Below are 13,689 nucleotides of genomic sequence, written 5' to 3'. Positions count from 1 at the left end.
ATCTACTGATTCATTAATTATGTTTTGAATTTCTTCTTGATTAATTGTAAAATGTAATTGGGTCATTTGTTTCCTCCTGGTTGTTTTATTTTTTGGTTAAAAACATTGTACCAGTTTTGGTTTCAAATGACCTATTCTTTTTACACAATTATATGGACTTTATCTTTAGATTTTTTATTATTAATTGTCTTTATAAGTTGAAAATATATGTGTTGATGTTATAATATAAAAAATAATAGTTGGAGGAATAAATTGAAACGAGCTTTAATAAATATTGATTATTCTAATGATTTTGTACATGATGATGGAAAGTTATCTTGCAAAGAATCTGCACAATTATTGGAAGAGAATATTTTAAATCTCACTAAAGAATTTTATTATAATGATGAATATATAGTTTTTGCTATAGATTTACATAATTCAGAAGATAGCTTGCATCCAGAGTCTAAACTTTTCCCAGAGCACAATATTCAAAATAGTTGGGGAAGAAAATTATATGAATCTTTGGAAAATTTTTATCAAGAAGTAAGAAATTCTAAAAACATATATTATATGGATAAAACTAGGTATTCTGCTTTTGCTGGTACAAATCTTTTCATTAAACTTCAAGAAAGAAAAATTGAAGAAATTCATTTAACAGGTGTGTGTACGGATATATGTATTCTCCACACGGCAATAGATGCTTATAATTTAGGTTTTAAAATTGTAATTCATGAGGACTGTGTTGCAAGTTTCGATAAGAATGGACATGAATTTGCTATCAATCATTTTAAAAATATATTAGGAGCTAGTTTATTATAATATTTAAAGTATTTTACGTTTACAGGTGACTTTATGAAATATATAAAAAAATCTATATATTCTGGTTTTATGGGGAATGGTTTTCGTTTTATTTCTTCTAAACAACTGCCTCAAAATGCGTATAATTGTAACTTTTTAATTAAATCCTCAAATATAAATTGGATTACTACTATTGAAACTAACAGGATTGCTAAAAATCATTGTGCTGCTGTAGCTGCTACTAATATCTCTCTATTTATAAGTAATTCTTTTTTAAATGATAATATCAATAAATATTCTTTATTTAAGCTTTTATATTCAGACATTGGTAATGGACCTGTTTTTAGTATCAATAGAGATATTAAGAAATATTTTTTAAGTAGAAATGTATTTCTGAAATCTGAAAAAGTCAAAAACTTTAATGAATTTAAATCTGAAATTGACAAGGGACACGTAGTAGCTTTTTTATTAGCAAGAGGAATTGTCAATTGGCATTGGGTTATTGGTATTGGTTACCGCCAATATATAGATGGGCAATCTTTTATTCAAATTGTCACAGGTTGGAATAACACGACGGATAGGTTTTTTGAAGTTAAAGGAAGAAGACCATGGATAAGTGCAATTTCTTATTTCATATAATCCAAAATATTACCGCATTAATGTATTGACATTATGTAAATTAAGTGTTATCTTTAATCAAAGCTTTATTGATATATTAATTTAAAAATCAGTGGCTTTTATCCTAGAAAGCATTGTACTCGATCCTTTTTGGGTCGAGTTTTTTATAGGGAGGAATATTATGAAAGTTTTAAAATTTGGAGGTAGTTCGTTAGCTGATTCGAAACAATTCATTAAAGTAAAAGATATTGTTACAGAAGACATGGATAGAAAATATATTGTTGTATCAGCTCCAGGTAAAGGGATAAATAATAAACACAAAATAACTGATTTGCTTTTAATGTGTTACGAACTTGCTAGTCATGGTTTAAATTTTAAGGAAATTTTTGAATTAATTGAAAATACTTTTTTACAAATAGTAAAAGATTTAAATTTAGATTTAGATCTTAAAAGTATCTTAAATGAAATTTTTATAGATATTCAAAATGGCGCTTCACGTGATTTTACTGCAAGTAGAGGTGAATATTTAAATGCTATTTTATTATCTAATTACTTAGGATGGAACTTTGTGGATGCTAGTGAAATATTTTTTTTTAGAGACGGAGAAATAGATACTAATAAAACTGAAGAAAAAATTGAAGAAACATTAAAAAATTTAGAATTTAGTGTTATTCCCGGATTTTATGGCACTGATGAGAATAGTAATATAAAAACTTTTTCTAGAGGCGGATCGGATATTACTGGTTCATTATTAGCAAATGCGTTGAAAGCAAAAATATATGAAAATTGGACAGATGTGTCAGGTTTTTTAATTGCTGACCCTAAGATTGTGCCTACTTCAAAGACGATTGATTATATTACTTACAAAGAATTACGTGAGTTATCATATATGGGAGCACCTGTTTTACATGAAGATGCAATTTTTCCAGTAAAAAAACATAAAATTCCTATAAACATAAAAAATACGAATTATCCAAAGGATAAAGGTACTACAATTATACCAAACTATGATAATGAGCATGTAGCAAATAATATAACAGGTATTGCTGGTAAATTAGGCTTTAGTGCCATTACCATTGAAAAAACTTTTATGAATTCTGAACTGGGTTTTTTTAGAAAAATTATGTCTGTACTTGAAACCAATGAGATTCCAATAGAGCATATGCCTTCAAGCATTGATTCGGTATCTTTAATTGTTGATACTGGGAAAATCGCAAATAAAATAAATAAAGTTATTGAAGAAATTAAAATTTATACGAACCCTGATTACATTAATGTAGAACATGGAATTGCACTTATTGCAATAGTGGGAAATGGAATGGTCAACAAGAAGGGTACTTCTGCTAAGGTGTTTTCAGCACTAGGAGATAATAATATTAATATTAGGATGATAAGTCAAGGATCTAGTGAGTTAAATATAATAGTTGGAGTTGCAGAATCAGATTTTGAGAAATCTATTAAATCGATATATGAAATTTTTAATTGAGGTGTTATTTAATGAGAGAGTATAATGTTGCTGTTGTGGGCGCTACTGGTCTTGTAGGTAGAAAAATAATTGATATTTTAGAAGAGCGTAATTTTCCAGTTAAAAATTTTTTCCCTATGAGTTCTTTTAGATCGGCAGGTAGCAAAATTATTTTTAAAGATAAAAGTTATGTCGTTGAGGAATTAAAAAATGATTCTTTTTATAAAGATATAGATATAGCATTATTTGCAGCTGGTGGAAGTGTAAGTGCTAAGTATGCGAAAATTGCTGCAGAAAATGGAGTTGAAGTTGTAGATAATAGTTCTCATTTTAGAATGGATAAAGATGTTCCTTTGATAGTTCCAGAAATTAATCCAAATGATATAAAAAATGGTTATGGAATATATGCTAATCCTAATTGTTCTACTATTCAATCTGTACTTCCGTTAAAGCCAATTCAAGATAAATACGGTATCAAAAGAGTTATTTATTCTACTTATCAATCTGTTTCAGGTTCTGGTATTGGCGGGTTAAAAGACTTAGATAAAGGTACACATGATAAGTATCCCTTTCCAATAGAATATAATGTAATTCCTCATATCGACGATTTTTTAGATAATGGATATACTAAAGAAGAAATGAAAATGATAAATGAAACTAAGAAAATTTTGCATGATGAATCTTTGAGAGTTACTGCTACAACTGCTAGGGTACCGGTAAAATACGCTCATTGTGTTTCGATTAACGTAGAACTCAAAAGAGATTTTGAAATTAGCGATATTAAAAATATTTTAGCAGAATATGAGGGGATACAATTATATGATGATCCAAAAACTTTGACTTATCCAATGCCTATTGTAGCAGAAGGTAAAGACAATGTGTTCATTGGCAGAATTAGACGTGATATATCTACACAAAATGGACTGTCACTTTGGTCTGTGGGTGACAATATTAGAAAAGGTGCTGCCCTTAATGCTGTTCAAATTGCTGAACTTTTAATCAGGTGAATATTATGAAACTTGCAATAATTGGTTTTGGAAATATTGGTTCGGGAATTGAGGAGTTAGTATATATAAATCGTGAGAGATTAAATAATGTTACGGGCAAAAACATTGAAATAAAAACTGTGCTTGTTAAAAACATAGAGAAAGATAGAAAATATTTTGACAAAAATTTAGTTTTTACTGATGACTTTAATGTAATTTTAAATGATTCTGAAATAGATACTATCGTAGAAGTTACAGCCACAGAGGATGAAGCTTACGAATATATAAGTAAAGCTTTTAAAGCTGGTAAAAATGTAGTTACAGCAAATAAGGCAGTGGTTTCTAAATATTATGAAGAACTGAGAGAGCTCTCATTAAAAGAAAATGTGAATTTTTTATATGAAGCTTCTGTTGGTGGAGGTATACACATAATAAAGTCTATTTTAGAAGATTTGCCATTCAATAATATTACAAAGGTTAACGGAATACTAAATGGAACTTGTAATTTTATTTTGACAGAAATGGCTTCTAAAAAAATGAGCTTTGAGAATGCTTTAAAAAAAGCACAAGAATTAGGATATGCTGAACCAGATCCAAGTGCTGATATAAGAGGTATGGATACTCTTAGAAAGATTAGAATATTAGCTACATTAATTTTCAATTCTAAGGTAAATGAGAGTAACATATTTTCTTTTGGTATCGAGAAAGTTATTTCAAAAGATATAAAGTTTTTGTCACAAAATTCGTATTATTTAAAACTTCTAGGAGAAGCAGAATATATAAATAATAAGTATTACTGCTATGTATTACCTGTAGCAGTAGATATAAATTCTAAATTTTTTAATATAGAAAATTCAACAAATATTATTTCTTACCAGGGAAGTACAATTGGAGAAGTTTCATTTGTTGGTGCTGGAGCGGGAAAGAAACCAACAGTGGATGCGATTCTTAGAGATTTACTAGACATTATGAATAAAACAGCTATCAGTAATAATATACTAATTACAGAAAATTTACCTCTTTCAAATATGGATCTGGTTTCAAAGTTTTATTTAAGAATATCTAAAAAGTATTCTTCATTAGTCACTGGCATAGAATCACAGAAAATAGAAGATGAAAATAATTTATATATTTTTACAAAAAATATTAAATTAAAGAAAGTTTTAGATATAATTTCAAATCTTGATGATAAAAATTATTTCTTTGCGAAGTTGGAAAGCGAGGTATAATCATGAAATATCATTCAACTAGAAATTCTAAAATAAAAATTAATTTTAAAGATGCAGTTTTACAAGGTATAGCAAAAGATGGTGGTTTATATGTACCTGAATATTTCCCACAGGTTGATATAAAAAAATTATCTAAGCTATCCTATACAGATTTAGCTTTTAATATTTTAAATATGTATTTAAATGATTATACAAGTGAACAGCTTCAAAATATTATTAACAAAGCCTATAGAGATGAATTTCCAGAAAATCCAGCTCCATTGACAAAAGCTGGAGATTATCATTATTTAGAACTTTATCATGGAAGGACTCATGCATTCAAAGATTTCGCATTAAGTATTTTGCCATTATTTATGGAAGAGGCTATCAAAGATAAAAATATTAAAGAAAAAATTTTGATACTCACAGCTACAAGTGGTGATACTGGCAGTGCAGCATTATATGGGTTTAAGGACTTAGAAAACATTGATATAGCAGTTTTATTTCCTGAAAATGGAGTAAGCTTAATACAAAAATTACAAATGACGACTATAAGTTCTTCCAATACAATAGTTATCGGCATAAATGGTAATTTTGATGATGCTCAAAAATCTGTCAAAGATATTTTTACAAATAAAGAAATTTTGGATAATATTAAAAGAAAAAATTATATTTTATCTTCTGCTAATTCAATAAATATAGGAAGACTATTGCCGCAAATAATTTATTATTTTCATGCCTATAATCAATTATTAAAAAACAAAATAATAGAATTGGGAGAAAAAGTATCGTTTGTGGTACCTACAGGAAATTTTGGCGATATATTAGCAGGGTATTACGCAAAAAATATGGGATTGCCTGTTGAAAAATTAATAGTTGCCTCTAACGAAAATAAAGTTCTTACAGAATTTTTCAACTCTGGAATTTATGATGCTAATAGAGAATTGCATATTACAAACTCTCCATCTATGGATATTATTATTTCAAGTAATTTGGAACGATTATTATATCATAAAACAGAAGATACAGAAATTGTCAATAATTTACAAAATAATTTATTTTTAAATAAGAAGTATGAATTTGAAGATAAATTTGATGAATTTTATGCCAGTTTTTGCAATCAAGAGGATACACTTTCTGAAATAAAAAATGTTTTTGAAAAATATAAGTATTTAATTGATCCTCATACAGCAGTTGCCAAGAAAGTTGCTGATGAATATAAATTAAAGTTTAGACCAAAAGAAACTATTGTAATTTTATCCACTGCCAGCCCATTTAAATTTGCAGACATAATAATGGACCAATTTGAAGATATTGAACGCAATGGATTTATATTAGAAGATTTAAAAATTTTTGAAGAACAGACTAATATTAAAGTACCTTTGGATTTGCTAGATTTGAAGAATAAGACAATAAAGCATAAAAAGTTTATAAATGTCGAAGATATTTTAGATACATTAATGGAATTTATAGGTGAAAGAAATGAAAGTTAAAGTTCCAGCAACTAGTGCAAATATGGGTCCTGGTTTTGATGTATTGGGACTTGCATTAAATTTATATAACACATTTAGATTTTCATTAAGTGATGAATCTAAAATAATTGAAAGAGATGAAATTTTACCAATTCAAGACAATCTAATTTATTTATCTTATAAAAAAACATTTCAAAAATTTAATATGGATTGTATTCCGGCTGAAATCACAGTAGAGTCCAATATACCTAGAGCTCGAGGATTAGGTAGTTCCTCTTCATGTATAGTAGGAGGTATAGTAGGTGCCTATTTAATTATGAACAAAAAAATTGATAAAAATGAAATTTTGCAAATTGCTGCTGAATTTGAAGGACATCCTGATAATGTAGCATCTGCAATTTTTGGAAATGTGACAGCTACTTTAAATAAAGATGGTGTAAATAAATCGTTAAAAATAGTTCCCAAAAATCATTACAAATTTTTAGCTTTAGTACCAGATTTCGAATTATCTACTAAATCTTCTCGTGAAATTCTGTCCAATAGTTTTGAAATGAAAGATATTACTTTTAATTGTTCAAGGGTTGCTTTTTTAATTAGCTCTCTTATTTATGGAGAAGATGATTATTTAAAAATTGGTCTAGAAGATAATATACATCAAAAATATAGAGGTAAATTAATTCCTGATTATACAAGTATTATGACATTTTTAAAATCTAGAACATTAGGTAGTTATTTAAGTGGAGCAGGCCCAACTATTATGGCTATTGTAAAAAATACTTTCCAAATCAAGAAAGAATTATATGATTTTACAAAAGATTTAGAACTAAATTGGGAAGTCTTAGAACTCGAACTTGATAATGTAGGTTTTAAAATAGAGGGAATAGATTGATTATTAAATTTCGATAAAAAACTCGACAATATTGTAAATTTATCTTATAATATTTATTATAACTTGCGGAAGTGCTGGAATTGGCAGACAGGCATGTTTGAGGGGCATGTGCATTAATTTGCGTGGGGGTTCAAATCCCCCTTTCCGCACCATCAATATCCACACTTTCAAGCATTTTAAGTTTTATATTGACTTTGCCCCTTTTAAATTCAATTCTGTCGATAAAAGTTTTTAGAACAATAGTTTGTTCTTGTTGTGTAAAGCTATATATGCTATCATATTCATATAAAAAGTCTCTAATTTTGTTTTCTAACGTTTTTATAACGTTGTTTTCTTTTTGATATTTTAACATTGACAAAGTCAGAGATTCTTTTTTATTTTCTAATTCTTTTAATTTTTGATTTACACTTGTTGATGATATTCCATTTATAATTGCATCTAATATATTGTCAATTTGATTTTGTGTTTCTTTTAGTTCTGATTTTAATTTATCAATTATATTATTTTCTTTTTCTGATTTTTCTAAAAAAACTATCATAGATTTTATTATTTTCTCCTTGTTAAATTCTGTAAAAATTAAATCGTCAAAGCAATCTAGTACTTGTTTTTCAATTTTTTCTGCTCTTGCTGATAGTGATTTACATTTTCTTGTCCTAACTCTATCGTTACATTTATAGTAATGATAAACTTGTTCTGAGTTTTTTCTTATTGTGTTTCCGCACATTGGTGCTCCACATTCTGCACAAAATATTAACCCAGTTAAAATATAATATCTTCCATTTTTGTTTCGTTTTTGTCTATGTTTGTTATTTTTTAGTCTTTCTTGCGACATATTCCAAACCTCTTTTTTTATTATTGCAGGTACTCCATTTTCAACGATTATCATATCTTCTCGATTTTTGTGTTTGTGATAATTTCTTTTTTTTGTAAAACCGTCATAATCTTCTTTCGAGTAAACATAAGTTCCAATATATTTTTCGTTATTTAATATTTCGTAAAAACTATTTCTTGTAAAGTTTTTTCCATTTTTTGTTTTATAACCATTCTCATTTAAATAATCCATTATTTCTTTGTATGTGTGATTTTTACTATACATATCAAAGATTATTTTAATTATTTCCGCCTCATAAGCGTTAATAACATAATTGTTGTCTTTATCTATATTATAACCGAGTGGAGGTGTACCACCGTTAAATTTTGCTTTTAAAGCATTCTCTTTTTTTCCTTTTTTTACCTCGCGTGATAAGTTACGTGAGTAATATTCGTTCATTCCCTCTAAAACCGATTCTAAAATCAAAGATTCGGGCGATCCATCTAAATTTTCTAAAACTGATATTAATTGCACATTACATAGCTTGAGTTTGCGTTTATATATTGCACTGTCATACTTTGACCTACTAAACCTATCTAGTTTATGCACTATTATATAATCAAAAACGCCACTCTCAGCATCAAAAATCATTTTTTGGAACTGGGGTCTATCATCAGTCGTTCCTGATATCCCCTCATCTGCATAAGTTTTTAATAATGTAATATCGTTACGCTCGCAATAATCTCTAATCGCTCTAAATTGAGCGTCTATACTTTCTTCCCTTTGCATATCTGTTGAGTATCTTCCGTAAGCTACTGCTGTTTTCATTTTTTTACCTCCGTAAATTGTGGTATAATACACTTGAGTTTTGTTAAGGTTGTATTATACCTTAGGTAGGGGATGTGTTTTACACGTCCTCTATTTTTTTGTTCAATCATTTTCTGAAATAGTGTTTAAAAATAAACTTTCATTCATAATTATTAAGTCTTGACCTTCAAGTATAAGTTTTTCAGCTTTCTTTAATTTAGTAGATTTATCTTTAATTGTTGCATTATAGTCAAAATTACCTAAAACTAAAATGTTGGTTTTTTTAGTAACATTATTATCACAAATAGCGCCTAAGTTTACACATATTTGAGCCGCATCTTTTCTTTCAAATGTTTCTAATTTTCCTGTAAAACAAATGTGTTTTTCATAAAAATAATTATTAACATCAATATTTTCGACGGTGCATTTTATGTTTTTCATATCTGCATTGTAGATATGAGGCAATGTCAGATAGTCAATATTATTATCATCTGCATAGATTTTTAAAAGTTTCATAATATTAAGTGTAGTTTCGCAGTCGTTTAAGGATCTGTGTCCCTCATAATTGATGTCAAAAAATTCTGCTAAATCTTTCAATCTATGATGCTTTAAATCCCTTAAAATTCTACGAGCAAGTTTCATTGAGTCCCAATAATCATTATTTACTTCTTTAAATCCATTTTCTCTTGCAAAGTCGTATAAAAAATTAATATCGAAATTGATATTATGACCAACGATTACGTCATCGCCAATAAAGTTTTCAATATCTTTAAAAACATTTTTCAATAAAGGTGCTTCTTTAAGCATTTCATTTGTTATACCAGTTAATTCAACTATAAATTCATCAATATAACACTCTTTACCGTCAACAGTAAAAGTGCTTTCAGGCTTAATCAATGATTGATAAGTATCAATAATTTCATTATTCCTTACTTTGATAATTCCTACTTCTATAATTTCATCAAAATATGGATCTAATCCAGTTGTCTCTAAATCTAAAACACAAAAGTCAGTTGGAAATTCGTTTAAAGATTTTCCTTTATTTCTTGGATTGGAAATTCGTTTTCCATTTTCAATTTTAAAAAAATGTTCCATAATTGCTCCTCATTTCAAATAAAAGAGTGCTTACGTACTGCACTCTTTTAATCTTTGTTGCTAAACACGCCCACAAGCTTTCCTAATATAATTATATTACCCGTGGTATAAATACGAGGCCAGTCTTTTAATTCTGAATTTTCAGCTTGTAAAATAACACTACCGTCAGTCCTACTAAACCTTTTTAAAGTTGCCTCGTTATCTAGTAATATTGCTCCGATTTCTCCATTTTCTAGTGATGGTTGTTTCCTGATAAATGCAATATCTCCGTTGTAAATGTCAGCATTTATCATACTATCGCCTTTTATTTTTAGAGCGAAATCAGCACCAATCCTTTTATCAATTATAAAATAATCTTCAATATTTTCCTCCGCTAAAATTGGTGTACCTGCTGCAATTGTACCTATAATTGGTACTCCTTTGTTTTCGTCATCTCCTACCATAGGCACATCAAAACCCATTAACCACGCAGGATTTACATTTAAAGCCTCCGACATAAGATAGGTGTTTTCTTGTTTAGCCTCATATTCGCCCGACAAGTATTGACTTATCGCTGATTTGCCAATCCCAGTTATTTTTGATAATTCGGATTGTTTCATATTTCTAAAGTCTAAAGCATACCTTAAACGGTTTGTAAATTTCATTTTAATCACCCCCTTTGTTATCTATATTATAACACAAAAATACAGAAAACGGAACACTAAAATTAAATTTTATAAAAAAAGTTTAGAAACGTGTTGACATTAATTTCAAAATAGGGTACTATATAGGCAGTTCAGAAATCAAAACTTTAAAAAAGAAAGGAAGTGAATATATATGTTTGATTATTCAAAATTAAAAGGTAGAATTGTAGAAAAATTTGACACATACAAAAATTTTACAAGATATCTAGATATGGGTAGTACCACATTTTATTCAAAAATGCATAACCTATCAGATTTTACTTCGCAAGAAATCTTTCAAATTTGCAACTTGTTAGATATACCTCACAAAGAAATACCAATTTATTTTTTCACAGTAAAAGTTCAGAAAAATGAACAGTACAAAGGAGCGTAATCATGAAAAGAGAATTAATTGTGGAAACAGAACAAACTGAAAACAAGGCAGATTGGGACAGTTTTATTGGATTAATGGTCGATAAATTTTTGGAGTATGTAAAGGAACAAGAAGATGAGATTGAGTTTTAAAAATTTGAATTTAACTATAAGACGTATTGCAGGTCTTATAATACTTGCGACAATAAACTATTTATTAATTGTAACACTAATAAAAATAGCTTGTTTAGCATTGTATAAAGGCACAATGATTATAGATTTATTAATTAAATCTTTGATATGAGGCACAAAAATGACTGGCAATAAAAAAGGTCTTGCACCGACTAAAGTATCAAGACCAAACAAAAATTATTATTATCTTAATTATAACACGAAAAGAGGATAAACAAAAATGAAAATAAATATAAATTTTGAATTAGAAATAAACGAAAAACATTTAAACAAAGTTTCACATTTTAAATCAAAAAGTGAAATATTGATAGATGGCTATACGTATATAATCAACAAATTAATAGACAACTTTATTATTAAAGACGTGCAAAAAATTAACGGTATAAAAATAGATATTTTAGAGGAGGAAACAAATGAAATTATATGAATTAACAGAAATGTATCAAAATTTAATGGATTTAGACATAGAAGATGAAGATTTACACATTGCTTTATCAAATATTGATGATGAGATTGAAGTAAAAGCTGATAATATTGCAAAACTTTTAAGAGATTTTGACAAGGAAATAAACGGAATAAAAGACGAAGAAAAAAGATTATACAACAGAAGAAAAGCTTTAGAAAATAGACAAAAAGATATTAAAGAGTATTTACAATCATCTATGATAGCACTTAACAAAAGAAAGTTTAAGACAAAACTATTTAGCTTTAATATACAAAAAAATGCTCCAAGTTTAAAAATAATTGACGAGACTAAAATACCTGAAGATTATTTCAAAATTGAGAAAAAGTTGTTAAAGAGTGATGTAAAAGAGGCAGTTAAAAATGGTCTTTTAACAGGTGCGGTAGAACTTGTACAAAGCGAAAGTTTAAGAATTAGATAAAGAGGTGCAGAACATGGAAAAAACAACAACTATTTACGAAAAGCTATTGATTATACAAAGTAGATTAAAAGCACCAAAAAATCAATTTAACGAGTTTGGGAACTATAAATACAGAAATTGTGAAGATATTTTAGAGGCGGTTAAACCGTTGCTATTAGAGACACAAACAGTACTTTTAATCAATGATAAGGTTGAATTAATCGGCGATAGATACTATCTCAAATCAACTGCGAGATTGTATGATACACAATCGCAAGGGTGTATAGAAAATCATGCATATGCAAGAGAGGCTTTAGAAAAAAAGAAAATGGACTCGGCACAAATAACTGGGAGTACATCTTCATACGCTCGAAAATATGCTTTAAATGGTTTATTTGCCATAGATGATACAAAGGATAGCGATTATACCAATAAAGATGATTTAGGGGCAAATAAAACGACTACAAAGGAAACTAAACAATACCGACAAGAGATAGCACAAATTTTAGCAACTAAAAAAATTAGTTTTGATACATTTGTAAATTGGCTACAACAAAATTTAAAAGTCGACAATTTGGACGGACTGACAGATGCACAGTTGGAAAAAACTAAAAAAACAATAGCTACTTGGTAAAGGAGTTTGAGTATGGATAGAGGGTACTATGCAATAATACCTGCAAACGTGAGATATGACAAAGATTTAACGGCTAATGCAAAATTGTTATATGCAGAAATAACAGCGTTAGCAAATGAAAAAGGGTATTGTTGGGCTACTAACGGCTATTTTGCCGAACTTTATGGAGTAAGTAACCGCAGTATTATCAACTGGATTAATAATTTAGAAAAACAAGGCTATATTTGCACAAAAAATATTTACGAAGAGGGAACAAAAAATATTAAATGTAGGTATATTTATTTAAATAATAACCCTCAAACTAATGGAAACAATTTTCACGGGGTAGTGAAAAAATCTTCCGAACCTAGTGAAAAAAACTTCACGGGGGTAGTGAAAAAATCTTCCGAACCTAGTGAAAAAAACTTCACAGTTAATAATAAATATAATAATACAGTTAATAATAAATATAATAACCCCCCTATATCCCCCCGAGGGGAAAATGGAGGCGAGGTTTCCAAAAATAAATCTAAAAATAAAAAGGTTGATGACGTTTTAAAAGAATTTGATTTTTTAGAAAGCGATAACGAAATGATAGACGCTTTAAAAGAATTTGAGAAAATGAGAAAACTAGTCAAGAAACCTTTAACTGCTAGAGCAATGAAATTAAATATAAACGCTCTTATGAGATTATCACAAGATAGAGACGAGCGACTGGCGATTATAAATCAGTCTATACAAAACAGTTGGCAGGGTTTTTATGAGTTAAAAAACAAACAATTTAATAAAACGCCTTACAAACAAAAAAATGAAGATGACGACCTTCCACATTGTGGGATATGGCTATAGGTGGTAG

The 13,689-nt window shown here is 28.3% G+C and carries 17 protein-coding genes and 1 tRNA gene; 15 read left to right on the top strand and 3 right to left on the bottom strand.

Annotated elements, in window-relative coordinates:
- Positions 1-252 precede the first annotated feature (252 nt).
- From ABID14_RS01995 to ABID14_RS01960, 8 genes are all read left to right on the top strand, one after another.
- The gene (locus ABID14_RS01995; RefSeq protein WP_354366773.1) at positions 253-801 is read left to right on the top strand and encodes a cysteine hydrolase family protein; all 549 of its coding nucleotides are present in this window, start codon (positions 253-255) and stop codon (positions 799-801) included.
- Between the two features lie 33 nt (positions 802-834).
- Positions 835-1,419 carry a hypothetical protein gene (locus tag ABID14_RS01990; protein WP_354366772.1) on the top strand — a complete coding sequence of 195 codons (585 nt, stop codon included), beginning with the start codon at positions 835-837 and terminating at the stop codon, positions 1,417-1,419.
- 160 nt (positions 1,420-1,579) lie between these two features.
- Positions 1,580-2,884, top strand: coding sequence for an aspartate kinase (locus ABID14_RS01985; RefSeq protein WP_354366771.1), 1,305 nt, complete (start codon positions 1,580-1,582; stop codon positions 2,882-2,884).
- A gap of 11 nt (positions 2,885-2,895) precedes the next feature.
- Positions 2,896-3,870 (top strand): aspartate-semialdehyde dehydrogenase, encoded by a 975-nt coding sequence (locus ABID14_RS01980; RefSeq protein WP_354366770.1) that lies wholly within the window; start codon positions 2,896-2,898, stop codon positions 3,868-3,870.
- Positions 3,871-3,875: 5 nt separating this feature from the next.
- Positions 3,876-5,078, top strand: a complete 1,203-nt coding sequence (locus ABID14_RS01975) for a homoserine dehydrogenase (protein WP_354366769.1) — start codon at positions 3,876-3,878, stop codon at positions 5,076-5,078.
- A gap of 2 nt (positions 5,079-5,080) precedes the next feature.
- Positions 5,081-6,550, top strand: a complete 1,470-nt coding sequence (gene thrC, locus ABID14_RS01970) for a threonine synthase (protein ID WP_354366768.1) — start codon at positions 5,081-5,083, stop codon at positions 6,548-6,550.
- Positions 6,540-7,418, top strand: coding sequence for a homoserine kinase (thrB, locus tag ABID14_RS01965; RefSeq protein WP_354366767.1), 879 nt, complete (start codon positions 6,540-6,542; stop codon positions 7,416-7,418). Before thrC ends, thrB begins: the two co-directional genes overlap by 11 nt.
- A 65-nt stretch (positions 7,419-7,483) precedes the next feature.
- Positions 7,484-7,570: transfer RNA gene (locus ABID14_RS01960), tRNA-Leu, on the top strand.
- Here the strand turns inward: ABID14_RS01960 and ABID14_RS01955 are convergent.
- The 3 genes from ABID14_RS01955 to lexA all read right to left on the bottom strand — a co-directional run bounded on the left by ABID14_RS01955 (position 7,549) and on the right by lexA (position 10,775).
- Positions 7,549-9,057: a recombinase family protein gene (locus ABID14_RS01955; protein ID WP_354366766.1), complete on the bottom strand. Its 1,509-nt coding sequence runs from the start codon at positions 9,055-9,057 to the stop codon at positions 7,549-7,551. The two genes, ABID14_RS01960 and ABID14_RS01955, sit on opposite strands and share 22 nt — an antisense overlap.
- Before the next feature lie 102 nt (positions 9,058-9,159).
- The gene (locus ABID14_RS01950; protein WP_354366765.1) at positions 9,160-10,131 is read right to left on the bottom strand and encodes an exonuclease domain-containing protein; all 972 of its coding nucleotides are present in this window, start codon (positions 10,129-10,131) and stop codon (positions 9,160-9,162) included.
- Positions 10,132-10,178: 47 nt separating this feature from the next.
- Positions 10,179-10,775 carry a transcriptional repressor LexA gene (lexA, locus tag ABID14_RS01945; RefSeq protein WP_354366764.1) on the bottom strand — a complete coding sequence of 199 codons (597 nt, stop codon included), beginning with the start codon at positions 10,773-10,775 and terminating at the stop codon, positions 10,179-10,181.
- A 172-nt stretch (positions 10,776-10,947) separates the two neighbouring features.
- On the opposite strand from lexA, the gene ABID14_RS01940 reads away from it, so the two are divergent.
- The 7 genes from ABID14_RS01940 to ABID14_RS01910 all read left to right on the top strand — a co-directional run bounded on the left by ABID14_RS01940 (position 10,948) and on the right by ABID14_RS01910 (position 13,682).
- Positions 10,948-11,187, top strand: a complete 240-nt coding sequence (locus ABID14_RS01940) for a DUF739 family protein (RefSeq protein WP_354366763.1) — start codon at positions 10,948-10,950, stop codon at positions 11,185-11,187.
- A 2-nt stretch (positions 11,188-11,189) separates the two neighbouring features.
- Positions 11,190-11,318 (top strand): hypothetical protein, encoded by a 129-nt coding sequence (locus ABID14_RS01935; RefSeq protein WP_354366762.1) that lies wholly within the window; start codon positions 11,190-11,192, stop codon positions 11,316-11,318.
- The gene (locus ABID14_RS01930) at positions 11,308-11,469 is read left to right on the top strand and encodes a hypothetical protein (protein ID WP_354366761.1); all 162 of its coding nucleotides are present in this window, start codon (positions 11,308-11,310) and stop codon (positions 11,467-11,469) included. The genes ABID14_RS01935 and ABID14_RS01930 overlap by 11 nt, the downstream gene beginning before the upstream one ends.
- 108 nt (positions 11,470-11,577) lie before the next feature.
- On the top strand, positions 11,578-11,784 hold the full coding sequence (locus ABID14_RS01925; RefSeq protein WP_354366760.1) for a hypothetical protein: 207 nt from the start codon (positions 11,578-11,580) through the stop codon (positions 11,782-11,784).
- Positions 11,771-12,241 carry a siphovirus Gp157 family protein gene (locus ABID14_RS01920; RefSeq protein WP_354366759.1) on the top strand — a complete coding sequence of 157 codons (471 nt, stop codon included), beginning with the start codon at positions 11,771-11,773 and terminating at the stop codon, positions 12,239-12,241. Before ABID14_RS01925 ends, ABID14_RS01920 begins: the two co-directional genes overlap by 14 nt.
- Positions 12,242-12,254: 13 nt before the next feature.
- The gene (locus tag ABID14_RS01915) at positions 12,255-12,854 is read left to right on the top strand and encodes an ERF family protein (protein WP_354366758.1); all 600 of its coding nucleotides are present in this window, start codon (positions 12,255-12,257) and stop codon (positions 12,852-12,854) included.
- Positions 12,855-12,866: 12 nt separating this feature from the next.
- Positions 12,867-13,682 carry a helix-turn-helix domain-containing protein gene (locus ABID14_RS01910; RefSeq protein WP_354366757.1) on the top strand — a complete coding sequence of 272 codons (816 nt, stop codon included), beginning with the start codon at positions 12,867-12,869 and terminating at the stop codon, positions 13,680-13,682.
- Positions 13,683-13,689: the final 7 nt, after the last annotated feature.

Origin of the sequence: Peptoniphilus olsenii, assembly GCF_040545475.1 — a bacterium.
In the GTDB taxonomy this organism is placed as follows: domain Bacteria; phylum Bacillota; class Clostridia; order Tissierellales; family Peptoniphilaceae; genus Peptoniphilus_A; species Peptoniphilus_A olsenii.
Note: the sequence above shows the minus strand (reverse complement) of the source record. Positions and strands in the feature narration are given on the sequence as shown.

What these genes read in the sequence shown, in the direction of transcription:
- ABID14_RS01985 (WP_354366771.1), top strand. Translation starts at nt 1,580, where the DNA reads ATGAAAGTTTTAAAATTTGGAGGTAGTTCGTTAGCTGATTCGAAACAA.
- ABID14_RS01915 (WP_354366758.1), top strand. Translation starts at nt 12,255, where the DNA reads ATGGAAAAAACAACAACTATTTACGAAAAGCTATTGATTATACAAAGT.
- ABID14_RS01940 (WP_354366763.1), top strand. Translation starts at nt 10,948, where the DNA reads ATGTTTGATTATTCAAAATTAAAAGGTAGAATTGTAGAAAAATTTGAC.
- ABID14_RS01955 (WP_354366766.1), bottom strand. Translation starts at nt 9,057, where the DNA reads ATGAAAACAGCAGTAGCTTACGGAAGATACTCAACAGATATGCAAAGG.
- ABID14_RS01920 (WP_354366759.1), top strand. Translation starts at nt 11,771, where the DNA reads ATGAAATTATATGAATTAACAGAAATGTATCAAAATTTAATGGATTTA.
- thrC (WP_354366768.1), top strand. Translation starts at nt 5,081, where the DNA reads ATGAAATATCATTCAACTAGAAATTCTAAAATAAAAATTAATTTTAAA.
- ABID14_RS01975 (WP_354366769.1), top strand. Translation starts at nt 3,876, where the DNA reads ATGAAACTTGCAATAATTGGTTTTGGAAATATTGGTTCGGGAATTGAG.
- ABID14_RS01925 (WP_354366760.1), top strand. Translation starts at nt 11,578, where the DNA reads ATGAAAATAAATATAAATTTTGAATTAGAAATAAACGAAAAACATTTA.
- ABID14_RS01980 (WP_354366770.1), top strand. Translation starts at nt 2,896, where the DNA reads ATGAGAGAGTATAATGTTGCTGTTGTGGGCGCTACTGGTCTTGTAGGT.
- ABID14_RS01910 (WP_354366757.1), top strand. Translation starts at nt 12,867, where the DNA reads ATGGATAGAGGGTACTATGCAATAATACCTGCAAACGTGAGATATGAC.
- ABID14_RS01990 (WP_354366772.1), top strand. Translation starts at nt 835, where the DNA reads ATGAAATATATAAAAAAATCTATATATTCTGGTTTTATGGGGAATGGT.
- ABID14_RS01935 (WP_354366762.1), top strand. Translation starts at nt 11,190, where the DNA reads ATGAAAAGAGAATTAATTGTGGAAACAGAACAAACTGAAAACAAGGCA.
- thrB (WP_354366767.1), top strand. Translation starts at nt 6,540, where the DNA reads ATGAAAGTTAAAGTTCCAGCAACTAGTGCAAATATGGGTCCTGGTTTT.
- lexA (WP_354366764.1), bottom strand. Translation starts at nt 10,775, where the DNA reads ATGAAATTTACAAACCGTTTAAGGTATGCTTTAGACTTTAGAAATATG.
- ABID14_RS01950 (WP_354366765.1), bottom strand. Translation starts at nt 10,131, where the DNA reads ATGGAACATTTTTTTAAAATTGAAAATGGAAAACGAATTTCCAATCCA.